Genomic DNA, 22,701 nt, shown 5'->3' on the forward strand with positions numbered 1-22,701 from the left:
CATGGATCTGGGACTCACCGGGCGGACCGCCCTCATCACCGGCGCGTCCGCCGGCATCGGCGCGGAGACCGCGCGCGTACTGGCCGCCGAAGGCTGCCATCTGCATCTCGCCGCCCGCGGCAAGGAACGCCTCGACGACCTCGCCGAGCGGCTGCGCGCCGTGCACGGCGTCGAGGTCCACACCCACCCGGCCGATCTGCGCGAGGCCACCGATATCGAGCGGCTCGCGGCTGTCGCCGGCGCGCCGGACATTCTGATCAACAATGCCGGGGACATGCCCGGCGGTTCCCTCGCCGCGGTCGACGAGCAGGCCTGGCGGCACGGGTGGGAGCTGAAGGTGTTCGGCTACATCAATCTGAGCCGCCTCGTCTACGCCCGCATGAAGGAACAGGGCCGGGGCGTGGTCGTGAATGTGATCGGCGCGGCGGGCGAACGCCCCGACGCCGAGTACATCGCGGGCAGCACCGCCAATGCCGCGCTCATGGCCTTCACCCGCGCCCTGGGCAGTCGCAGCTGGCGCGACGGCATCCGGGTGGTCGGCATCAATCCGGGTCCGGTGGCGACAGCGCGCATCGCCGCGCTCATCGAGCACAATGCCCGCTTCGCCGAGATGGCCGCGGACTTCCCCTTCGGCCGCCCGGCCCACCCGCGCGAGATCGCCGATATGGCAGCGTTTCTCGCTTCGGACCGGTCGGGTTACACCACCGGCACGGTCGTCACCATCGACGGTGGCCTGAGCCTGATCTGACGCTCAGACGGCCGTCGTCGTCGCCGTGTGCAGGGCGACGAGGTCGGCCATCTGCCGGCCGACGCGTTCCAGGGGTGCGGTCGATCGGGTCGCCAGCGACATGACGACCGCGCCCTCGACCGCGGCGATGATGGTGGTCGCCAGCGCGCGAGCGGTGGCCGGTTCCACCTGCTCGGCTTCCAGGCGGGTGGCGAGGATGGTCTCCCACTCCTGGAAGGTCTCCCCCGCCACGTCGGCGGCCTCGGGGGATTCCGAGCGGCCCAGAGCGGCGGCGGTGATCGGGCAGCCGGCGGCGAAATCGCTCGAGACCAGGACTTCTCGCCACATGGCCGGGAAGGCGGCGATGGCGCTGGCGAGGTCGGTGCTCGCGGTGACGGTGCGCATGAGGGCGCTGGTGGCCTTCCCGGCGGCGCGGGTGGCCTCGGCGATCAGTTCGGATTTGCCGCCGGGGAAGTTGAGGTAGATCGACCGCCGTGAGATGCCGCTGTGCTCGAGCAGCTGGGCGATGCCTGTTCCGGCGATGCCGTTGCAGCGCATCAGGGCGATGGCGCTGTCGATGAGGCGGTCGCGGGCACCCATGGTCGATTCCTCCTTGTTGTATACCGATCGGTGTACTACCGTCAGTGATATACCGATTGGTCTACCGAGTGTAGTCCGCCGATCAGCACTTCGACGAGAATCGGAGCACCTATGCCCCCGGCCGCCCCAGAGCCGACCCTGTCCGATCCCCTGCCCCTGGCCAGCGGGCAGGTGCTACCCAATCGCATTATGAAGTCGGCCCTGAGCGAGGGACTGGCGAATGGCGACAATGCCCCCGACGCGCGCCTGGAACGTCTCTACGGGCAGTGGAGTCGCGGCGGCTACGGCCTGATCGTCACGGGCAATGTCATGGTCGACCGGCGGCACTGCGGCGAGCCCGGCAATGTGGCCATGGAAGACGAACGCCACCTGGGCGCGCTCACCCGCTGGGCCAAGATCGCCAAGGAGGGCGGCGCGAAGGTCTGGGTGCAGCTGAATCATCCCGGACGGCAGGCCAATCCGATCGTCACCCGTACCCGCGCGGTCGCCCCCTCCGCCGTCGCGGTGGGCATTCCGGGCATCCCCGCCCCGCGCGCGTTGACCGAGGACGAGATCCTCGACATCATCGCCCGCTTCGGCGCCGCCGCCCGGGTCGCCGAGGCCGCCGGATTCGACGGCGTGCAGATCCACGGCGCGCACGGCTATCTCGTCTCCCAGTTCCTGTCGCCGCTGTCCAATCAGCGCACCGACGCCTGGGGCGGTGACGCCGAACGGCGGCGGCGCTTCGTGCTCGAGGTGGCGCGGAGCATTCGCGCGGCGGTGAGCCCCGGGTTCGGCGTGGGCATCAAGCTCAACTCCGCGGACTTCCAGCGCGGCGGATTCACCGAGGAGGAGTCGCGCGCGGTCATCGAACAGCTGTCCACCGAGCAGCTGGATCTGATCGAGATCAGCGGCGGCAGTTACGAATCCCCCGCCATGCTGAACCGTCCCAGCACCGTGTCGGCCAGCACCCGCACCCGCGAGGCGTACTTCCTGGACTACGCGGGCACCGCCCGCCAGGCCGCGGGCTCGGTGCCGATCGCGGTGACCGGCGGCTTCCGGTCCCGCTCGGCCATGTCCGAGGCGCTGTCCGAGGGGGCCTGCGACGTGATCGGCCTGGGCCGCCCGACCGCGGTGATCCCCACCGCCGCGGCCGACCTGATCACCGAGCGCACCGACACCCTGCGGTCCCCGCACATCACCTTGAGCCTGCCGCCGCGCCTGGCCGCCAATCGCGGGCTCAAGGCCATGGACGGCGCGGTCGACCTGCAGTGGCACACCGATCAGCTGCACCTGCTCGGCGCGGGCAGCGCCCCGGATCCGGACCGTTCGCCGTGGCGGACCGCGGTGATCATGCTGCGCCGCAATGGTTTCGACGCCTTCCGCAGCAAGCGGCCCGCCGCGCCGCGCAGCGCCGCCGACCGGGCCGCCCGCAAGTTCCGGATCGAGCGGGCCGTCGGCCGCGCGGTCATGAACCCGACCGTGCGCGCCCTCGACAAGGTCGGCATCCGCACCAGCTTCGCCAGCGAGATCGAGACCGTGGGCCGCAAGTCCGGTCAGCCGCGCCGGGTTCCGGTGTCGCTGCTGTTCGACGACGAGGGCGCGTGGGCCATCTGCCAGCACGGCATGCGCTCGGGCTGGGGCCTGAACATCGCGGCGAACCCGAATGTCCGGGTCCGCCAGGGCGATCGCTGGCGCACCGGCACCGCCGCCCTGCTCCCCGACGACGATGTGGTGGCCCGGACCCGCGGCTTCGCCCCGCACCCGCTGCTGGCTCCGCTGGCCCGCGGCATGTTCGCCGCCCTCGAGAGCGATCCCGTGACCGTCCGGATCACCTTCACGAATCGATGATCCGGTGACGATTCACCGTCACCAAGAGGTTATTTTCTTGTGATATGATGAAAGCGGAATCGAATTCTCCTGTCTACCATCGGATCTCGCGGCAATTGCCAAGTTTCGGACGATGGGAGAATTCGATGGACGACGGCTCACCGAGCGACAAGGGCCCGAGCCGGACCGCGATGATCGCGGCCGCGGCCCGAGCCGCGCATCTGGTCGTGGATCACCCGCCGCATCTGTTCCACGACACCGTGGCCGCGACGCTGCTGGGTGAGCGAGCCGCCGAACTCCTGGCCTACCATCGCGAATCCGGTGATCACCCGGTCCTCAGCGGCAGCCGGTCCCAGGTCAGCGCACGCGCTCACTACACCGAGGCACGGCTGGCGGCAGGCGTTTTCGAGCAGTACGTGATCCTCGGCGCGGGCTTGGACACCTTCGCCTGGCGCGCGGCGCCGGCCGGGCGGGTCTCGGTCTACGAGGTGGACCATCCGGCCACGCAGGCGTGGAAGCGGGAGCTGCTGACCGACGCCGGATTCGACACGGCGGCGGTGGAATTCGTCGGCGTCGACTTCGAGCGCGACGATCTGACCGCGCAGCTGAAGGCCCAGGGGTTCGACCCGGATCGCCCCGCCCTGGTGAGCTGGCTCGGCGTCACCATGTACCTGACCGGACCGGCGATCGCGGCCACCCTGGACACCCTGTCCGGTCTCGCGCCCGGCACCGAACTGGTCATGGAATACGCGCTCCCGGAGGAACTACAGGACGAATCCGGCCGGGTGTTCGCCCAATTCGCCCGCATGGCCACCGCGCAGCAGGGCGAGCCCATGCTCAGCTTCTTCTCCCCCGAGTCGGTGACGGCCCTGCTGAACGAGCACGGATTCACGGTCGCCGAGCACATCTCGCAACGCGAAGCCGTCGACGCCGCGCTCTGGCAGCGCACGGATGGTCTTGCGCCCGTGGACTTCTGCCGATTGGTGCGCGCTCACAACTGAGGGCGGACCAGGATCTGGATGTGGTCGTCGGGGTTGCGCAGGGCCTCGATGGCGTCCGCGACCCCGTCCAGTCCCACCTGATCGGTGATGAGCGAGGCGGCGTCGACGGTGCCGTCGGCAATGCGGCGCAAGGTCTTCGCGTACTCCTCCTGCGGGTAGACCATGCACATCTGCAGCGAGATGTCCTTGTAGATGCCGACGACGGGGCGGATGACGTCGTCGGTCATGACCGCGCCGATCTGCAGGATGGCGGTCTCGCGCGGGACCTTGTACATGAGGTCGTTGAGCAGGCCGGGCACCGAGGCGCAGACCCACACGTGCAGCTTCTGTCCGGGTGCGGCCGTTTCCTGCCACACCTCGACCGGGTCCTCGACGGCCGGGTCGACCACGCGGTGCGCGCCCATCCGCAGCGCGGCCTCGCGGCGCAGTTTCGACGGGTCGGAGGCGACGATGGGGGCGACGCCGCGTTCGGCCAGCGCGGCCACCGCGCCCAGACCGACGGGGCCGCAACCGATCACGATGCCGGTACCGTCCGGCCCGATGCCGGTGCGGGCCACATTGCCGAAGCCGACGGCGAGGGGTTCGGTGAGGGCGGCGACGTGCGGGGGCACGTGGTCGGGGATCGGTTCGAGCGCCATGGCCTGCAACACCATGCGCTCGCCGAAGCCGCCGGGGAATTCGTTGGAGTAGCCGATGCCGTGGATGCCGCCCGCGCGGTCCAGCGCCCAGGGCAGCGCGACCACGGCCTGCCCCTCGACGAACGGCGTGTCCGGTCCGGCGCCGATGACCCGGGCCGACAGCTCGTGGCCCAGCACCAGGTCCCGGCACGGATCGAACAGGAAGGTCGGCACCCCGCTGTCCCGGGAGGCCTGGAGGAACTCGTCGGTGTAGTCGAGGGCCTGTTTGTCGGACCCGCAGATCCCGCAGGCGATGGTCTCGACCAGCACCTGCCCCGGACCGGGCACCGGTTCCGGAATCTCGTCCACGACGAGCTTCCGGTTCCGCATGACTACCGCGCGCATGTTTCTTCCTACCTCGGGTCAGGGTGCCGACCGCGAATTCACTGTCCTAGCCGCGGGCCCATTCGTGGCCCCAGTAGCTGTCGGCGGTCATCTCCTCGGCCACGTAGTCGTCGCCGACGAGCATGCCCTCGCAACCGAATTCGAGATCCCAGTTGCCGGGGGTGCGCACGTAGAAGGAGATCATCTTGTCGTTGGTGTGGCGGCCCAGCGTCGAGGACAGGTGGTAGCCCGCCTTGTTGACGCGGTCCAGCGCGCGGCCGACATCGTCGAGCGAGTCGACCTCGACCATGACGTGCACGATGCCGGGGCCGTCCGGACGCGAGCCGGGGATCAGCGCCAGGCTGTGGTGGCGCGGGTTGACGCCCATGAAGCGGATCCAGATCGGGTGCTCGGGCGGGCCGACCCGGAACGAGCCGCGCGAGGCGAATCCCAGGACCTCGGTGTAGAACTCGCGGGCTTCCTCGATGTCGCGCACCGGCAGCACCACGTGGCCCAGGCCCAGGTCGCCGGTGACGAAGCGGTTGCCGAACTTGCCGACCACCGGGCTGTGGTCCAGCAGCGGGCCGTGGAAGACCTCGATGGTGAAGCCGGACGGGTCGACGAAGGAGATGGCTTCCTCGACGTGGCGGTTCACGGCCTCGGCGACCGAGAGGGTGGTGACCTCGATCTTGGCCTGCTCCAGGATCTCCCGCACCAGGTTCAGCGAGCGGCGGTCGGCGACCTGCCAGCCGACGGCGATGACCGCGTCCCGGTCGCCGGGCACCAGTTCCAAGCGGTAGGTGTGCTCGTCGACGCGCAGGTAGATGGAGTCCGGGTTGGGGCCGGTGCCCTCCGCGAAACCGATGGTGTCGAAGGCGAACGCGCGCCAGGCGTCCACATCGGCGATGTGGGCGCGCACGTAGCCGAGCGAGGCGAAGGCAGCCATGGTGATACTCCTCGGGGGTTCGGGATATCAGGAATAGGTGACGGTGACGTCGTCGGTGACCGGAACGGCCTGGCAGGCGAGCACATAGCCGTCGGCGATGTCCTCCTCCTCCAGAATCTCGTTGCGGCGCATGGTGACCTCGCCGGTCAGGACGCGGCACACGCAGGCGCTGCACGCGCCTTCCTTGCACGAGTACGGGGCGTCCAGTCCCTTGGCGAGCATGGTGTCGAGCAGCGTCTGCTGACGCGGCCAGGGCATTTCGTGGTTCTCGCCGTCGAGTTCGACCTGCACGGTCGCGGCGTCGCCGTCGTCGATCACGACCTCGCTCGCTGCGGTGTCGACCTCGAACGGATTGCCGGACAGCGACACGAACTTCTCGGCGTGCACGCGCTTGCGGTCCGCGCCCAGCTCGGTCATGGCGGCGGCGACCGCGTCCATGAACGGGCCGGGACCACAGACGAAGACCTCCCGGCCCGCCCACGGCCGCGCCAGCGCGGCCAGGGTGGCCACGCTGGGCAGGCCCTGCACGGACTGCAGCCAGTGCAGCACCAGCAGCCGATCCGGGTGCGCGGCAGCCAGTTCGGCGAGTTCCTCGGCGAAGATCACCGAGTTCTCGTGCTGGTTGGCGTAGATCAGCGTGCAGTGGCCGGTGCCCTGCGCGAGCACGGATTTCAGGATGGACAGCACCGGGGTGATGCCGCTGCCGCCGGCGAACAGCAGCAGGTCGGTGTCCAGCGAGTCGGGGGTGAAGATGCCGGCCGGCGGCAGCACGTCCAGGGCCAGGCCCTCGGCGGCGTTGTCGCACAGCCAGTTCGAGCCGTAGCCGTCGACGGTCCGCTTGACGGTGACCTTCAGCGGGCCGCCCTCGTGCGGGGCGCTCGACAGCGAGTAGCAGCGGCTGACCGAGCCGGTCAGGTCGCTGGGGATGCGCAGGGTGAGGAACTGGCCCGGACGGTAGGAGAACCGTTCGGTGTGCGCGGCGTCGGGAACGAGCTCGAGCGACACCGCGTCGGCGGTCTCGCGCACCACGCGCACGATCGTCGCCGATGTGATCCCGCTCACCTGAGCGGTCGCCACGGCCTCGTCTACCTCGAAGTCTGTGACCGTCATCCGTTCCACCAGTTCCATTCCTGTGCTGTTCGTTTCGAACCCGCCCAGGCGGGTATCAGTAAACCGGGGCCGACCGCCGACGATGTCGGAAGGCCCACCCGGAGGAGGCCGGCCCGCGGCGGGCCGGCACTCACTCAGGCCTGAGTTCGCCCGCGGGTCTGTACGTCCGTATCCCGCGTGCTGACCGTCAGCGCACCCGAGGCGACAGCCTCGTCGATGCTGGCCCGCAGCTCACGGCAGGTGTGCGAACGCAACCCGGTCTGCTCGAGTTCCGTGCACGCGGCCTGCGCGTCCTTGTTCCACTGCACGCTGGTGTGCTGGTCGCTGAACTTCTCCACCAGCACGCAGGTCCCGCAGGACCGGCACGAAACCTCGTCCATGGCAATGCCTCTCAGGCGCCGGTATGGGATACGTGGCCCGCCACGGCAGCGTCGCGCTTGGCCAGGTTGTCGGCGACCTCGGCCTCCCACGCGGTGACCGCGCGGGTGGTGTCCACCTCGAACTCGAAGCGGTCGGTCATCTCGTCCGCGACCTCGGCCGCGTCCACGTAGAACTGCTCGTACCAGCGACGCAGCTGGTAGACCGGGCCGTCCTCCTCGCACAGCAGCGGGTTGTTGATCCGCGACTTCCGCTTCCAGATGGCCGCGTCCTGCTCGAAGCCCTTGCCCAGGCCGCCGACGAACTTGGCGGCGATCTCCGCGGCCTGCTCGGCCGGGACGCCCTCGGGCTTCTTGGCGATCGCGCCGTACTGCAGCACGAACTGGTTCTCGTTGATCGGGTAGTGGCAGTTGATCAGGTAGCCCTCGACCACGAGACCGTTGGGGCTCTCGCTCTTGAGGTAGTCGATCATGTAGGACGGCCCGTAGTAGGAGGCCTCCGACTGCAGCACGTTCTTGCCGCCCAGCGCCTTGGCGGTCTCGCCCATCATGTCCTCGCGCGAGACGGAGGTCATGTACTGGCTGGCGGTGTGGCCCTCGAAGACGTTCTTGAAGAAGGTCGGGAAGCCGTAGTGCACGTAGAAGAAGTGCGCCATGTCGACCACGTTGTCCACCACCTCGCGGCAGTTGGCGTCGACGATCATGGAGTTCCAGGTCCAGTCGGTCCACTGGTCGTCGAAGGCGGCGTCGATGCGCGGGATGGCCAGCTCGGCGGGCGGCTGCTTGTTCTCCGGGTCGTGCCAGACGAACAGCTGCTTGTTCTCGACCATGGTCGGCCACGCCTTGGTGCGGGCCAGCGGGGGCACGCGGCGCGCGTAGGGGATGCCGGTGCACTTGCCCTTGCCGTTCCAGCGCCAGTCGTGGAACGGGCAGGCGATGGAGTCGCCCTTGACGGTGCCGTCGGCCAGGTTGCCGCCCATGTGGGGGCAGTAGGCGTTGAGCACGTTCAGCTCGCCGTTCTCGGTCGCGAACACCACGATCTCGGTGCCGAAAGCCTTGACGGTGTGCGGCTTTCCGTCGCGGAAGGAGTCGGCCAGGCCCAGGCAGTGCCAGCCGCGCGCGAATCGAGTCGGGGGCTTCCCGGCATCGATGACTCGCACCTCACTGTCCGTGGTGGTCATGTGAATTCCTCTCCCTTGCCTTGCTTCGATGGTTGCGGCCGGTGTGACGGTGACGACAGCGCAGTCTCACTGGCCGGGCGGTGACTACTGATAGTCGAGACGGGCCCGTTTACGGATGCTCGAGACGACCGAACGCGGCGCGGTAGAACAGCAGCGGCTTGGCTTCGGAATGTTCATTCAAGCAGGTCACGCGTCCGATGACGATGGTGTGGTCGCCGCCGTCGGCCTCGTCGTAGAGCTCGCAGTCGATCGACGCCATGGCGCCCGCGAGCAACGGCGAACCGTTCTCCGAGGGGGCCCACTCGACGCCCGCGAACTTGTCCGGGCCGGGGCGGCCCAGCTGCCGGCAGAGCTCGGCCTGGTCGTCGGCCAGAATGTTGACACAGAACCGCCCGATCTCGCGGATACGCGGCCACGTGCTCGAGCTGCGCGCCGGGAAGAAGCTCACCAGCGGCGGGTCGATGGACAGCGATGCGAACGACTGGCAGGCGAAGCCGAGCGGCTCATCCTCGTCGAGGGCGGTGATCACGGTGACCCCCGAGCAGAAACGCCCGAGGACGGTCTTGAAGGCCGTCGCGTCGATGGCCGGGGTCTGATCGAGCACCGGCTCCTCCTTATTTCGATCCGAAATATAGCTAGCAGTCATGACAGCAGGTCGTGAGCAGGAGGCGTCAACACGGTGGTTCGGTGATCGGGACACGGATCCGTAGGTTTTACGTAGTTCTCCCGATTCCGCAGGTTGTGGCGTGCGGCACTGTGATGGGTAGCACAAGGTCCGAGCTAGGTACATGCCTAATCGGAATAGCCCCATCCGATACACCCAGCCCGGATATGAACCAACGGAGGTACATATGACCATCGCCATGCTGCCGCCCGCGGATACTCGACACCCCCACAACCCCATGCGCGCCAAGGAATCTCGCGCGAGTGCCGAGGTCCCCGTCTCGATGATCGAGCGCATGACGCTGATCCTGGACGCCTTCGACGCCTCCACCCCGACCCTCACGCTGCTCGGACTGGTCGAGCGCACCGGGCTGCCGCGGTCCACCGTGCACCGGATCCTCGACCAGATGATCAAGCTGCGCTGGCTGGCCCACACCTCGGGCGGCTACCGGCTGGGCATGCGCGCCCTCGAATTGGGCGGCCTGACCGCCGACCACAACGAGATCCGCGACGCCGTCTCCCCGCTGCTGCACGAGCTGAGCCAGCGCACCGGCATGGTCGGCCACCTGGCGGTGCTCGACGGCCGCGACGTGGTCTACCTGGACAAGGCCGGCGGCCGCTTCGCCGCGAGCCTGCCCACCCGCCTGGGCGGCCGGATGCCCGCGCACGCAACCGCTCTCGGCAAGGCCATGCTGGCCTGTCTCGAGCCCAACATCGCCGAGGCCGCGCTGCGCACCCGCCTGCCGCGCCTGACCCCGCGCACCATCTGCGAGCCCGAGGCGCTGACCCGCGAGCTGCAGCAGATCCGCCTGCGCCAAGGCGTGGCCATCGACCGCGAGGAGGCCATCGCCGGCATCGCCTGCGTCGCCGCGCCGCTGCGGGGCCGGGGCACCGCGCCCGCCGCGCTGTCGCTGTCGGGTCGCGCCGAGGGCATGAGCTACGACCGGCTGGCCCGCGTCGTGCTCGAGGTCGCCCACGAGGCCGGCCGCACCCTGTTCCCGCGTCGCGCGCACTGGCGTTGATCGGAGCGGGCACATGCCGGGGCGATACAGTTCGATGATGATCGATGGCGTGCCGTCCGCGGAGGCGCGGGCGATTCCGGACCTGCCCACGACCGCGTGGGCGGTGCTCGGAATGCTCTCGCATGCCGAGGAACTCTCCGGATACGACCTCAAGAAGTGGGCCGACTGGAGTCTGCAGTTCTTCTACTGGAGCCCCTCGTTCTCCCAGATCTACGCCGAGCTCAAGCGTTTGGAGAAGCACGGGTACGCGGTGTCGCGGACCGTGGTCTCCGAGGACGGCATGCGCGGCAAGCGCATGTACGCCATCACCGAGGCCGGGCGTGAGGCCGCCTCGGAGTGGGTCAACCACTCCCCCGTCGAAGCGCCGGTGCTCAAACACAGTGTGATGCTGCGGGCTTGGCTCGGTCATCTGGCCGAGCCGGACCGGATGCGCGAGATCCTGCAGCAGCACATCGAATACACCGAGACCATGCGCCGCCGGGCACAGGCCGACGCCGAGGGCGCGGACGTGAATCCGGATTGGGCCTATCCGAGCGCGGTCTTGCGTTGGTGCGTCAAGCATTACGAGGCGGAGAAGGAATTCGCAGAGGACTTGCTGTCAGATTTGGACAAACTGGCGAGGCAGCGTAGCCGCCGGAAGACCACGAAGAAATAGAATTCCGGTAATTCCCACTGACCGGACTTTGTGATGGGCAGCACTCCCCGGGCGTGACACGGTTCACAGGATCGTGTTACTACCCACCCTGGAGGACGCACTATGTCCACCTCCGTCGACACCGCGGTGCCGCCCGGAACTGCGCCTGACGACTCGGGTCGTCTCGATGGCGCATCGAACCTGAGGATCTGGTCGGTCCTCGCAATCATCGTGCTGTTCACCGAGATCTCTCCGATGCAGTACGTCATGGTCGCCTCGGCCCTGCGCCAGATCGCGCCCACCTTCCCCGAGCAGGGCGCGAACATCAACTGGGCCATCATCGTCTTCGGCATCTTCGGTGCCGCGGTGTCCCCGCTGATCGGCAAGCTCAGTGACATCTACGGCAAGAAGCGGATGTTCCTGGTCTGCGCCGGGCTGTTCCTCATCGGCACGGTCATGTGCGCGCTGACCAGCACCTGGGCGATCTTCCTGGTGGGCCGCGCGCTGCAGGCTTCGGCTATCGCGACGACCGTGGTGTCCTACGGTCTGATCCGCGACCTGATGCCGCGCCGCATGGTTCCCATCGGCCTGGGCATCGCCTCCACGGGTCTGGGCGTCTCCGCGCTCGCGGGTCCGCTGATCGGCGGCTACATCACCGATCACACCAGCTGGCGCGGACTGTTCTGGTTCCTGTTCATCTTCACCCTGGTGATGACTCCGCTGCTGATCGTGTTCGTGCCGGAGTCGAAGCTGCGCACCCCGCAGCGCCTGGACATCATCGGCGCGGTGCTGCTCGGCGCGGGCGCCACCCTCACCCTGCTGTACCTGGACAAGGGCCAGGACTGGGGCTGGAGCAAGCCGTCCACGCTGGTGTGGCTGATCGGCGGCCTGGTGCTGCTGGCGCTGTTCCCGATCGTGGAGATGCGCGCCAAGAACCCCATCATGGATATGAAGCTGCTGTTCAACCCGCGCGTCAGCGTGGTGCTGTTCATCGGTCTGCTGGCCTCTTTCATGATCGGATACCAGTCCTACGCAACCGGTTACATGACCCAGTCGCCGCCGTCGTCGGCGGTGGTCTCGCAGGTCAAGGACGCCACCTGGGAGCAGGTGAAGTCCGGTGCGCTGGCCCAGGCCCAAGCCCAGGCGCTCACCCAGGCGCGGGCCCAGGGCCTCGCTCAGGCCGAGGCGCAGGCCAAGGCCGCCATGCCGCCGGGCATGGACCTGCCGCCGGATCTGGTCAAGCAGTTGACCGAGAAGGTGAATGCTCAGGTGACCCCGGAGGTCGTCAACGCTCAGGTGCCGCCGGAGATGGTGTACCAGCACCTGCCGCCGGACATGGTCAAGGTCGATCTGGAGCCGGGCTACTCCTACGGCGACAACTTCACCCTGATGAAGTACGCCACGCACGTCACGCTCGCCCAGTCCTTGATCGCCATGCTCTTCGGCTTCCTCGGCGGTCTGTGGATCCGGCGCTCCGGTGCCCGCTGGCCGCTCATCACGGCCCTGACCATCTCCGTCGGCTCCGCTCTGGCCTACGCGGCCATGTCGCACGGGTGGCAGACCATCACGCTGATCAGCGCGGTCTACGGTGTCGCGTTCGCGTTCTACTACGCGTCCACGCCGAACCTGATCGTGGAAGGTGTTCCGGCGCAACAGCAGGGCATCAGCGCGGGCATGCTGGGCGTCATGCAGGCCATGGGCGCGGCCATCGGTCTCGCGGTGGCCACCGCGTTCCTGACCGCCAACCCGGTCAAGGCCGTGGTGTCGGTGACGGGCGCGCCGCCGGTCACCCAGGAGATCCCGATGCTGTACGCCGACAAGGGTTATGAGCTGGGCTTCTACTTCGTGGCCGCCTCCGCGGCGGTGGCGCTGGTCGGGGCGCTCATCATGAAGCACGGCCGGACCCCGGCGACGGGTGGTGCCGCCCACTGACGTAGGACCTGATTGAAGGGAGAACGGCCCGGGAGCGATTGGCTTCCGGGCCGTTTTCGTGCCCATTGAGCGGGATCTGACCTCGATGTTCTCCGTCAGTCATATTTCTATTGGTAATAGGCCGCTAGCCCCAAGTTCTGCAAGCCATCGTTCGTGCGGCCGGAGAGGTTGGTCGACGATGACCGGTGCACTGGACTCCATCGAGAGCGCGGTGGCGGCGGTGGCCCGCGGCGGCCTGGTGCTGGTCGTGGACGACGAGAACCGCGAGAACGAGGGCGATCTGATCCTGGCCGCCGAGCACGCGACCGCGGCCAACATCGCGTTCCTGGTGCGGCACACCAGCGGCGTCATCTGCGTGCCCATGACCGGCGAGGACTGCGACCGGCTCGGACTGCCGCCCATGACCGCGGTCAACGAGGACCCCAAGGGCACCGCGTACACCGTCTCCGTGGACGCCGTCACCGGTGTCAGCACCGGCATCTCCGCGGCCGACCGCGCGCACACCATGCGCCTGCTGGCCGACCCGCGCACCACCGCCGAACAGCTCTCCCGCCCGGGGCACGTGTTCCCGTTGCGCGCCAACGACCGTGGCGTGCTGGGTCGTCCGGGCCACACCGAGGCCGCCGTGGATCTCATGCGCCTGGCCGGGCTGCGGCCCGCCGGCGTCATCGCCGAGGTGGTCAATGACGACGGCAGCATGGCCCGGCTCCCCGATCTGCTGATCCTGGCGAAGGAGTGGGACATCCCGCTGGTCTCCATCGCCGACCTGATCGAGTACCGGAAACGGTTGGAGCACGGCATCTCCCGCGAGGTCGAGACGCGGCTGCCCACCCGCTTCGGCGATTTCCGGGTCTACGGCTACGCCGACGCCCACACCGGTGACGAGCACCTGGCCCTGGTCCTGGGCGACCCGTCGGGCGAGAACGCCCTGGCGCGAGTGCATTCCGAATGCCTGACCGGCGACGCCTTCGGCTCGCTGCGCTGCGACTGCGGCGAACAGCTCGACGCCGCGCTGGCGGCGGTGGCCGCTGCGGGCCGCGGGGTCGTGGTCTACCTGCGCGGTCAGGAGGGCCGGGGCATCGGGCTGCTCAACAAGCTGCGCGCCTACGAACTGCAGGACGGCGGGGCCGACACCGTGGACGCCAATGTCCGGCTCGGCCTGCCCATCGACGCCCGCGACTATCGGGCGGCCGCCCACATCCTGCGTGATCTGGGCGTGAATTCGGTTCGGCTGCTGAGCAACAACCCGGCCAAGCAGACCGGGTTGCAGGCCCACGGGATCGCGGTGCACGCCCGGATCCCGCTGCAGACCCAGCCGACCGAGCACAATGTGCACTACCTGACCACCAAGCGGGATCGGATGAGCCACCTGCTGACCGACATTCCGGCGGTCGGCTAGTCGTCAAGCCTCGTCCGGCCGGTGCTCGTCCCACCGCAACCCGAGCCGGAACGCCTGCAACGCCGGTTTGGCCGGTGACACCCAGGCCTGAAATCGCAAGTCCGACGGGTACTTCGCGCCCGAGCGGCGGATCGCGGCCTTGGTCTCGGCCGCCATCCGCCGGGCCGCGCCGACGCCGTGGTTGTACATCTGCCCGCGCGCGTGGTCGTCCTCGCGGACCTCGAGCCGGGACTGGGAGTTGGCGGCGAAGAAACCCTGCGCGACCCAGTGCGGGCGTTCGGCCAGGGTGATCACCCAGATCACGTGCGGGACAAGGGGATGCAGCACCGGCAGGTCCACGGTCAGGGACTGGAACAAGTGGTCGATGTGGTCCTCGAGCTCCTCGAGGGTGGCCGCGTCGGGCTCCTTGTGGCTCCACGCCCCGGCATCCGTGGCCCGCGACTCGTCCGTCCAGGCCAGCCAGCATTCCCGGGGCCAGTGGTCCTCGTCGTACTCCCACGCGAATTCGCGTTCGGCCTCGGCCGGACCACGCTGCTCGATCCGCAGGCTCACCTCGAGGGGCCGGATCGAGCGGCCCAGGGTCAGGGTCTCGCGGCCGCGCCACCAGATGGCCATCGCGCCCGGGCCGCCAACCAGGTCGGGTTCGCCCAGGACGCTGACGCATTCGGCCAGGGCGGTGGTGAAGACATGATCGACGAGGGCCGATTCGCAGGGGTAGGACAGCCGCAGCTGTTCGACCTCGCCGTGGCCGAAGCCCGGCCCGGTGACCGAGCGGAGGGTGTCCACCGCGACGAACTCCGCGCCACCCGCGGTCGCCGACGTCAGCCCGCCGGAGTCGTCCCGGATGGACTCCCACGCCAATTTCTCGATGACGCCGTCGATCTCGCGCCGTGACCAATCGCCGAAGTCGAAGGCCAGCAGGACCGACAGCGCCTCACCGAAGGATCCGAGATCCACCGTTCGGCCGTAGTTGCGCCCCCACCACTCGTTCGCCTCCGCATCGCGTTGCCGCCGTTGCTCTTCCGACGGGTGCCGGAAGTCTTCCCCAAGGTCTTCACTCACGGGCGCAGCGTATTCGACCCGGTCGGCGACACCTACCGCCGCCGGGCGCGCCGCTCGCCCCGCACGCGAACGCGGCGACTACAGCCACCGGACCGGCGTCACCTCGCGAATGTGCACGAGGACGTCGAAGGCCTCCGGCAGATCGCGAATCGCCAAGTGCTCGTCGGCATCCCGGATCGGGTCGTACACGCCGCTGATCACCCGCAGCTTGGCCGGACCCGGCAGCGGATCGGTGCGCAGGTCGCGCCACAGCCCTTCCGGGCCCGCCTCACCGAGCTTCGCGTCCAGGAAATCTCCTGCCGGAGCAGGGATCCGAGCCACGCCGACATCACCGTGATGGAATCCGATCGCCACCGCGGCGTAGTCGCGGCCGAAATGCTCGCGCAGCACGCTACCCACGCTGGCGGTCGCCTCCTGCCCCGCGGCCAGACCGATCGCGGCGGCGCCGGCGGAGACGTGCGCGATGCCGTCCCAGTACACGGTGCGCGATCCGGTGCGCTGATGGTGGCCGATGATCGTGGCCGCCCACCGCTCACCGTCGCCGGCGAAACTCCCCCGGCCCGCGACGCTGTACCGATGGAACTCCTCGATCAAAGCCATTGGGGCGCGGACGGTCTCGCCGAGTTCGGGGATCGACGCCACCAGCGCCGACGCGTCGCGGGCGTGGTCGAGGAAGAGGCGGCCCGGGTGGACGCCGCGGGCGCGCTGGACGTGTTCGTCGAGGGTATGCGCGGTGCGGATGGGGTCCAGGTGCGTGGCCAGTTCGGCGGCGCGGTCCGGCGCGTGGGCCCGGACCGCGTCCAGGACGGTGTCGTAGTCCGCGGGCTTGGCCTGCACCGGCTTGACGCCGATGATGGCGACCTGATCGTCGGGGTGGGCCTGATTGAATTCCCGGATCCAGGTCAGGGCCTCCGCCATTTCCGCTGTGCGCCAAGGCCGCCAGGACAGGTCGAGGGCGGAGACGGCGGTACCCGCGCCGGTGCGGACGTAGGCGTCCAGGGTCGCGCCGACGTCGGCGCTGTCCTGCACGGCGAGGGTGCGGAAGCCGTGGCACTCGACCAGGTTTCGGAAGATCGCCGCGCGCACGGCGAAGGTCTGATGGGCGAAACGGGTGGACTCGCCGATGCCGACGACGACCGCGTGCGACAGCGAGCGCGCGAGGGTCTCGGCGGTCGTGTCATCGAAGGGCGTGACGGCGAGGGTGGTTTCGGTCGACATGACCCCACCCTCCAACCTCAACCAATCTTGATGTCAAGCAACTGGCTCACCCGGGCTCCCATCGCCCGTCCCGCCGCCAGCAACGGCTCGGTCGAGCGCAGGGTCCGGCTGAGCACGAACGCGCCTTCCAGGGCGCACAATACGGCGACCATCAGCTCCCGGGCATCGGCTTCACCGAGGCCGCGCCGCACGAAATAGCCTGTCCCCTCGTCGATCCAGGACCGCATGACGTCCGCGGCCACCTCGCGGATCCCGGGTTCGCTGTCGGCGACCTCCCCGGCCACGGTCCCGACCGGGCACATGTTCATCCACCCACTCTGCTCGATGGTCTCGGCGGCGGCGGTGAACGCGGCGGGCACGGCCTCGCGCAGATCCTCGTGCGCGTCCATGAGCAGCGGCAGCAGTTGAATGTAGGCCGCGCCCGAGGTGCGCAGCGCCTCCGCCGCGATGCCCGCCTTCCCGGCCGGGAAGTGGTGGTAGAGCGAGCCCATCGGGGCGCCCGAGGCCGCGGTGATCTGTTTGACGGTGATCGCGCTGTAGCCCTGGACACGCATGAGCTCGGCGACGGCGGTGACCAGGCGATCCCGGGTGGTGGTTGACAGCTTCTCGCTCACCCGTCCAGACTAGAGCAAACGCACTAGAGCGTGTGCTCTAGAGGGGAGAAGGCGATGCCGACAGTCGAGCTGAGTGTGGGACGGGTGCACTACGCCGAGCGGGGCGCGGGACCGGCGGTGGTGCTGCTGCACGGACTGCTCATGAATCACACGGTGTGGGACGAGGTGATCGGCAAGCTGCCCCCGGGCTTCCGGTACGTCCTGCCGGACCTGCCGCTGGGCGCGCATCCCGAACCGCTGCGCGCGGACGCCGACCTGAGCATGCGGGGGTTGAATCAGCTGCTCGCCGAATTCCTCACCGCGCTGGATCTGCGCGACGTCACCCTGGTGCACAGCGATTGGGGCGGCGGGCTGTTCCTCACCGCGTACGGCCTCGACGAGCGAGTCGGGCGACTGATCGTGCTGCCCTGCGAGGCGTTCGACAACTTCCCGCCCGGACTGCCCGGCAAGACCGCCGTCGTGGCGTGCGCGCTGCCCGGCGGAGTCACGCTGGCGCTCAGGCAGTTACGGGTGTCGTGGCTGCGCGCCACCCCGGTCATGTTCGGCTGGATGGCGCGCCGCCCGATCGACGACGACCTGGTCCGCGGCTGGACCGAACCGGGCCTGCGGGACAAGCGGATTCGACGGGACCTGCTCGGCTACGCGCGCTCGCCGCGGTCGAAGGCCGAGTACATCGCGAATACCGAAGCACTGCGCGACTTCCCCGGTGACGCGTTGATCCTGTGGTCGTCGGCGGGCAAGGTGATGCCGCGCGAGCACGGCCGCCGCCTGGCCGAGCTGATCCCCAAGGCCCGGCTGCTCGAACTCGACGACGCCTACGTCCTGTCGATGCTGGATCGCCCCGACGCCGTGGCCGAGGCCATGTCCGCCTTCCTGACCGGCGCCGTCGTCGAGAACGAATAGGCCGGGCCGGGGTTTCGGTATCGTCGGCGGAAGCGGCCACACGACGCGGTGTGGGCACCCGAGACACCCCGGAGGCGCGAATGCCCAGCCTGCTCAGCCGGATAGTGCCCTGGTATCTGCGGGTCACGCGCGCCAACCGCCCGTTCATCACCGCGGAGGGCGCGCGGGAACGCATCCGGGAGCGCACCCTGCGGCCGCTGCCCTACGGCCCGCCGCGCCGCCTGCGCTCGGACGTCGAGGTCTCGGTGCTCCAGGATTCGGTCCGGCCCGTCTACACGCTGACGCCGCGGTCCGGTCGCGCCCGCGGCAATGTCGTCTACGCGCACGGCGGGGGCTGGGTCAACGAGATCGCGCCGCAGCACTGGCGGCTGGCCGCGGAGATCGCGGCCCGCGCGGAAACCACTGTTACGCTTCCCATCTACCCGCTCATCCCTTTCGGCACCGCCGATCGGGTCATCCCGGCCTTCGCGGAGCTGGTACTGGCCAACCGGGCCCGATACGGCGAGGTGTGCCTGGCCGGTGATTCGGCGGGCGGGCAGATCTCGCTGTCCACCGCCCTGCTCCTGCGTGACGAGCACGAGGTGATCCTGCCGCGCACGGTGCTGATCTCCCCCGCCCTGGACCTCTCGATGAGCAATCCGGAGATCGCCGAGGTGCAGCCGAGCGACCCGTGGCTGGGCCGCCCCGGCGGCCTGGTGCTCGGCGAGCACTGGAGCGGATCGCTGCCCATCACCGACCCGCGGGTCAGCCCGTTGTTCGCGGACTTCACCGGGCTCGGGCCGCTGACCGTGTTCTGCGGCACCCGCGACATCCTGATGCCGGATGCGCGGCTGCTGGTCGGCAAGGCCCGGGCGGCGGGCGTGGCGGTCGACTATCACGAGGCGGCGGAGCTGGTGCACGTCTACCCGCTGACGCCGACCCCGGAAGGCCGTGCGGCACAGGCCGTCCTGATCGCCGGCCTGCGCGCGGCGCTCCGGCCGAACGGCGCGGAGCCGTCCGCTCACCCCTGAGCGGCGGGCCCGTTCTCGGCCAGCCACTTGCGGGCGCGAGTGGCCGAGGCGCGCGAAAGCCAGGCGTCCTGCACGACTTCGGCGAGTTCACCCAGGGTCAGTTCGGGAATTCGGCTGCCGCGCACCAGAACCGACAGGTGTCCCCGGAAGTGCGGCGTGGTGAAGAACGGTGAGCCGGGGTCCTGGGTCAGGGCGAGTTTGTCGTCCTCGGACGGCACCCAGATGATGATGACGTCGTCGTAGCGCTCCCCCGTCTCCAGGTCGGCGGCGTCGGGGCGCGGGGTGCGGAAGTAGACGAAGGACTTGCGGCCCACCTGATAGACCGGATTGCCCGCGGGCCCGTGCTCGACGGTGACGTGCGGCATGGCCCCGGCCAGGTCGTGGACGTCGGCGAGGCGGGCGCGGCGGCTGCTGCTCGGCACCTGGTCGAGTGTATCGCCGCACACACCGACGACGTCCGCGAGCTGGGTTTATGCGAGCCTGCTGGCCTTGAATGCGGCAAATCACATAGGTTGGACGCCATGGCGCGGCGTGTCAATGGAAACCTCCCCGAAGAGGTCACTTCATTCGTCGGCCGTCGCGAAGAACTGGCTACCGCGAAACGTCTACTGCCGACCACCCGGGTGCTAACCCTGCTGGGCCCCGGCGGCATGGGCAAGACCCGCCTGTCGCGGCAGATCGGGCACCTGGTGGCGCGGGCCTTCCCGGACGGTGTGTGGCTGGTGGAGCTGGCCGACGTGCAGGATCCTGCCCTGGTCACGCTGAGCGTCGCCGAGGCGCTGAATCTGCGCGACGAGTCCACCGCGCCATTGCCCCGGCTCACCGAATTCCTGGCCGACAAGCGGCTGCTGCTGATCCTGGACAACTGTGAGCATCTGATCGAGGCGTGCGCCGCGCTGGTCGGCCGGATCATCGCCACCACCCCCGATGTGCGGGTGCTGGCCACCAGCCGCGAGGTGCTCGGCATCCCCGGCGAACAGGTGATGCCGGTGCCGCCGCTGACCGTGCCCGACACCGCGGGCGAGGACGGCGACGCGCTGCAGCTGTTCATCGAGCGGGCCACCGCCGCCAACCCCGGCTTCGAGGCCACCCCCGCCAATCGGGCGGTGCTCGCCGAGATCTGCCGCCGCCTCGAGGGCATGCCGCTCGCACTGGAACTCGCGGCGCTGCGGCTGCGCATGTTCACCCCCGAACAGATCCGCGACCGCCTCGACGACACCATCGGGCTGCTCAGCGCCGGGCCGCGCACCGCGCCGCAACGGCAGCAGACCATCGAGGGCGCGATCCGCTGGAGCTACGACCTGTGCACCATCGCCGAACAGACACTGTGGGAACAGCTTTCGGTGTTCGCGGGCGGCTTCGACATCGACGCCGCGGAGGCGGTGTGCGAGCTGGCGCCGGGCGCGCTCATCGAGGCGCTCACCGGGCTGGTCGACAAATCGGTGGTGATGCTGCGCTTCGACGGCGACGTGGCCCGGTACTCGATGCTGGAGCCGATCCGCCAGTTCGCCGCCGACCGGCTCGCCGAACGCGGTACGGCGCAGGAGGTTCGGGCCCGGCATCGCGAGCACTACCGGGAACTGGCCATGCGCGGGCAGACCGCGTACTGGACCGCCGAGGACGTGGACTGGTTCCGCGAACTGAGCCGCGAGCACGCGAACCTGCGCGCGGCGCTGAAGTCGGGCCTGGAGGACGATCCCCTGCACACCATGGCCACGGTGACCGTGCTGCGGCCGTTCTGGGAGCACAACCGGTTCCTGTCCGAGGGCTACCGCTGGCTCACCGACTCACTGGCCCGCAACCCCGCGCGGACCGCCGAGCGCGCCCGGGCGCTGTCCTCGGCGGGCTCGCTGGCCGCGCTGCTGGGCGATCAGGAATCCGCGGCGCGGCTGGTCGCGGAGTGCGTGGAACTGGCCGCGAGCCTCGACGATCACGACATCCTCGCCGAGGTGGCGCTGGATCAGTCGCTGCTGGCCTTCGCCAACGACCGCGAACGCTCCCTGGAACTGGGCCGCAGCGCCATCTCCCTGGCGGCCGAGCACGAACAGCACGCCATCGAGATGGACTCGCACGCCTTCTCCTTCATGGCCGCCATGGTGCTGGAAGCGCCCGGCCGCACCGAATTGGCCGAGCGGTTCCTGGAACTCACCACCGAGAGCGGCTCGCATCTGCTGGGCGGGCTGGCGCTGTGGACGGTCGGCATCGACCACTGGCGGCGCGGCGACCTCGAGGCGGCCGCCGACTTCCACGGCCGCGCCATCGAAAGCCTGGCCCTGTTCGAGCGCTGCATCTGGCTGTCCTCGGCCTTCGAAGGCCTGGCCTGGACGGTGTCGGCGGGCGGTGACCACGAGCGGGCCGCCCGGCTGATGGGCGCGGCGGAGTCCTTGCAGCGCAGCACCATCCGGCTCGCGCACACCATCACGGTGGCGGTCGGCGAGAAGGAGCGGCTCAAGGTCCGCGAAGCGCTGGGCGAGGAGGCCTTCCGCAGCGCGTTCGGCGCGGGCGCGAGCCTGCCGCTGAGCGAGGCCATCGACTACGCGCTCGGCCACACCGCCGCACCGGAGCCGGAACCGGTCACCGCACCGCCCGCGCTCAAGCGACCCGCCCGCTCCGTCACGGCGACGCTGTCGGAGACCAATGTGCTGACCCGCCGGCAGAAGGACGTGGCCCGGCTGGTGGCGGCCGGACACAGCAACAAGAAGATCGCCGCCGACCTGGTCATCTCGGTGCGCACCGCCGAGACCCACGTCGAACACATCCTCACCAAGCTCGGCCTGACCTCCCGCACCCAGCTGGCGGCCTGGGCCCACGAACACGACCTGTAGCTCCCGATCAGCACCCCGGAGGACTTGCTCGCATGACTATCATCGACGACTACCACCGGACCCGTGAGAGCCTGCACGCGGTGGCCGAGCAACTGCTCGCCGGGCCGGAATACCTGCGCAGCAAGACGATTCGGCTGACCCCCGTGCCGGGCGGATTCGCCACGGTGTCGGAGCCGCGACTCGCGGTGCGCGCGGATGTGCTGCTGCTCGACGACGCGCCGATCGGGAAGCTGGACGGCGCGACCATCGCGGAGTTGGCCACCGCGGCGGGCGTCGAACCCGGGATGCCGGAGGGCGTGTACGCGAGCCGCACGACCTTCAACCCGCACGTGCCCCTGTTCGTCGACGCCCGGCAGTCCCGGATCCTCACCAGCGCTTACGGACTCGGCGATGCCGCCCTGCGCGCCCTGGCCCCCGACCACACGCCGGTGCTGTGGTCGGAGCATTTCGATCTCGGGATCGACCTCGACGAAGTCAACTACGGCGTCTCCCCCGGCGACGCCCTGATCGGCGAGCCCTACGCCTACGTCGGCCCGTGGCGGCCGCGCTCCGGCGACTTCTGGAACCAGTCCTTCGGCGCGGCTCGCACGATCGCCGAACTCGGCGACCTCGACGCGCTCACCGAGTTCTTCGCGGAGGGGCGCCGCCGCGCCGCGGAGTGACGACG

The 22,701-nt window shown here is 69.4% G+C and carries 22 protein-coding genes; 11 read left to right on the forward strand and 11 right to left on the reverse strand.

The features are described from left to right. Position 1: 1 nt before the first annotated feature. The gene (locus ACWEOI_RS24065) at positions 2-748 is read left to right on the forward strand and encodes a short-chain dehydrogenase/reductase (RefSeq protein WP_452361084.1); all 747 of its coding nucleotides are present in this window, start codon (positions 2-4) and stop codon (positions 746-748) included. Between the two features lie 3 nt (positions 749-751). Here the strand turns inward: ACWEOI_RS24065 and ACWEOI_RS24070 are convergent, their stop codons facing one another. Beyond that, positions 752-1,327: an LmrA/YxaF family transcription factor gene (locus ACWEOI_RS24070; protein WP_433671777.1), complete on the reverse strand. Its 576-nt coding sequence runs from the start codon at positions 1,325-1,327 to the stop codon at positions 752-754. A 189-nt stretch (positions 1,328-1,516) separates the two neighbouring features. Here ACWEOI_RS24070 and ACWEOI_RS24075 point away from each other — a divergent pair, with 189 nt between their 5' ends. After that, positions 1,517-3,157: a nitroreductase family deazaflavin-dependent oxidoreductase gene (locus tag ACWEOI_RS24075; protein WP_452361085.1), complete on the forward strand. Its 1,641-nt coding sequence runs from the start codon at positions 1,517-1,519 to the stop codon at positions 3,155-3,157. A 125-nt stretch (positions 3,158-3,282) separates the two neighbouring features. Next, positions 3,283-4,137: a class I SAM-dependent methyltransferase gene (locus ACWEOI_RS24080; RefSeq protein ID WP_452361086.1), complete on the forward strand. Its 855-nt coding sequence runs from the start codon at positions 3,283-3,285 to the stop codon at positions 4,135-4,137. Here ACWEOI_RS24080 and ACWEOI_RS24085 read toward each other — a convergent pair. The 6 genes from ACWEOI_RS24085 to ACWEOI_RS24110 form a co-directional block, all read right to left on the reverse strand. Continuing rightward, the gene (locus ACWEOI_RS24085; RefSeq protein ID WP_452361087.1) at positions 4,128-5,159 is read right to left on the reverse strand and encodes a zinc-binding dehydrogenase; all 1,032 of its coding nucleotides are present in this window, start codon (positions 5,157-5,159) and stop codon (positions 4,128-4,130) included. The genes ACWEOI_RS24080 and ACWEOI_RS24085 overlap by 10 nt on opposite strands. Positions 5,160-5,205: 46 nt before the next feature. Further along, positions 5,206-6,084, reverse strand: a complete 879-nt coding sequence (locus ACWEOI_RS24090) for a VOC family protein (RefSeq protein ID WP_452361088.1) — start codon at positions 6,082-6,084, stop codon at positions 5,206-5,208. 27 nt (positions 6,085-6,111) lie between these two features. After that, a complete protein-coding gene (locus ACWEOI_RS24095; RefSeq protein WP_452361089.1) occupies positions 6,112-7,194 on the reverse strand; it encodes a 2Fe-2S iron-sulfur cluster-binding protein in 1,083 nt (360 codons plus the stop codon). Between the two features lie 134 nt (positions 7,195-7,328). Beyond that, positions 7,329-7,574, reverse strand: coding sequence for a hypothetical protein (locus ACWEOI_RS24100; protein ID WP_452361090.1), 246 nt, complete (start codon positions 7,572-7,574; stop codon positions 7,329-7,331). A gap of 11 nt (positions 7,575-7,585) precedes the next feature. Then, complete coding sequence (locus tag ACWEOI_RS24105) at positions 7,586-8,752, reverse strand: Rieske 2Fe-2S domain-containing protein (protein WP_379277709.1); 1,167 nt, start codon at positions 8,750-8,752, stop codon at positions 7,586-7,588. A 109-nt stretch (positions 8,753-8,861) separates the two neighbouring features. Continuing rightward, positions 8,862-9,356, reverse strand: coding sequence for a flavin reductase family protein (locus ACWEOI_RS24110; protein ID WP_357279627.1), 495 nt, complete (start codon positions 9,354-9,356; stop codon positions 8,862-8,864). A gap of 247 nt (positions 9,357-9,603) precedes the next feature. On the opposite strand from ACWEOI_RS24110, the gene ACWEOI_RS24115 reads away from it, so the two are divergent. The 4 genes from ACWEOI_RS24115 to ACWEOI_RS24130 all read left to right on the forward strand — a co-directional run bounded on the left by ACWEOI_RS24115 (position 9,604) and on the right by ACWEOI_RS24130 (position 14,402). Next, positions 9,604-10,437 (forward strand): IclR family transcriptional regulator, encoded by an 834-nt coding sequence (locus ACWEOI_RS24115; protein ID WP_357090075.1) that lies wholly within the window; start codon positions 9,604-9,606, stop codon positions 10,435-10,437. Positions 10,438-10,474: 37 nt separating this feature from the next. Further along, positions 10,475-11,092: a helix-turn-helix transcriptional regulator gene (locus ACWEOI_RS24120; protein ID WP_433671770.1), complete on the forward strand. Its 618-nt coding sequence runs from the start codon at positions 10,475-10,477 to the stop codon at positions 11,090-11,092. Positions 11,093-11,194: 102 nt separating this feature from the next. After that, a complete protein-coding gene (locus tag ACWEOI_RS24125; RefSeq protein WP_433671769.1) occupies positions 11,195-13,003 on the forward strand; it encodes an MFS transporter in 1,809 nt (602 codons plus the stop codon). A gap of 178 nt (positions 13,004-13,181) precedes the next feature. Beyond that, positions 13,182-14,402 carry a bifunctional 3,4-dihydroxy-2-butanone-4-phosphate synthase/GTP cyclohydrolase II gene (locus tag ACWEOI_RS24130; protein WP_452361091.1) on the forward strand — a complete coding sequence of 407 codons (1,221 nt, stop codon included), beginning with the start codon at positions 13,182-13,184 and terminating at the stop codon, positions 14,400-14,402. A 3-nt stretch (positions 14,403-14,405) separates the two neighbouring features. Here ACWEOI_RS24130 and ACWEOI_RS24135 read toward each other — a convergent pair whose 3' ends face one another. From ACWEOI_RS24135 to ACWEOI_RS24145, 3 genes are all read right to left on the reverse strand, one after another. After that, complete coding sequence (locus ACWEOI_RS24135) at positions 14,406-15,464, reverse strand: hypothetical protein (protein WP_452361092.1); 1,059 nt, start codon at positions 15,462-15,464, stop codon at positions 14,406-14,408. A gap of 78 nt (positions 15,465-15,542) precedes the next feature. After that, complete coding sequence (locus tag ACWEOI_RS24140) at positions 15,543-16,682, reverse strand: erythromycin esterase family protein (RefSeq protein WP_452361093.1); 1,140 nt, start codon at positions 16,680-16,682, stop codon at positions 15,543-15,545. A 17-nt stretch (positions 16,683-16,699) separates the two neighbouring features. Further along, complete coding sequence (locus tag ACWEOI_RS24145; protein ID WP_433671765.1) at positions 16,700-17,296, reverse strand: LmrA/YxaF family transcription factor; 597 nt, start codon at positions 17,294-17,296, stop codon at positions 16,700-16,702. 54 nt (positions 17,297-17,350) lie between these two features. Between ACWEOI_RS24145 and ACWEOI_RS24150 the strand changes: the two genes are divergently transcribed. Both ACWEOI_RS24150 and ACWEOI_RS24155 read left to right on the forward strand, forming a co-directional pair. Continuing rightward, positions 17,351-18,199: an alpha/beta fold hydrolase gene (locus ACWEOI_RS24150; protein WP_452361094.1), complete on the forward strand. Its 849-nt coding sequence runs from the start codon at positions 17,351-17,353 to the stop codon at positions 18,197-18,199. Between the two features lie 80 nt (positions 18,200-18,279). Then, positions 18,280-19,209 carry an alpha/beta hydrolase fold domain-containing protein gene (locus tag ACWEOI_RS24155; protein ID WP_452361095.1) on the forward strand — a complete coding sequence of 310 codons (930 nt, stop codon included), beginning with the start codon at positions 18,280-18,282 and terminating at the stop codon, positions 19,207-19,209. Here the strand turns inward: ACWEOI_RS24155 and ACWEOI_RS24160 are convergent. After that, positions 19,200-19,631 (reverse strand): MmcQ/YjbR family DNA-binding protein, encoded by a 432-nt coding sequence (locus tag ACWEOI_RS24160; protein WP_433671762.1) that lies wholly within the window; start codon positions 19,629-19,631, stop codon positions 19,200-19,202. The genes ACWEOI_RS24155 and ACWEOI_RS24160 overlap by 10 nt on opposite strands. A 99-nt stretch (positions 19,632-19,730) precedes the next feature. Here ACWEOI_RS24160 and ACWEOI_RS24165 point away from each other — a divergent pair, with 99 nt between their 5' ends. Both ACWEOI_RS24165 and ACWEOI_RS24170 read left to right on the forward strand, forming a co-directional pair. Next, positions 19,731-22,034 (forward strand): LuxR C-terminal-related transcriptional regulator, encoded by a 2,304-nt coding sequence (locus ACWEOI_RS24165; protein ID WP_433671761.1) that lies wholly within the window; start codon positions 19,731-19,733, stop codon positions 22,032-22,034. 32 nt (positions 22,035-22,066) lie between these two features. Then, a complete protein-coding gene (locus ACWEOI_RS24170) occupies positions 22,067-22,696 on the forward strand; it encodes a hypothetical protein (RefSeq protein ID WP_433671760.1) in 630 nt (209 codons plus the stop codon). Positions 22,697-22,701: the final 5 nt, after the last annotated feature.

The organism is Nocardia sp. NPDC004340 (assembly GCF_053602575.1).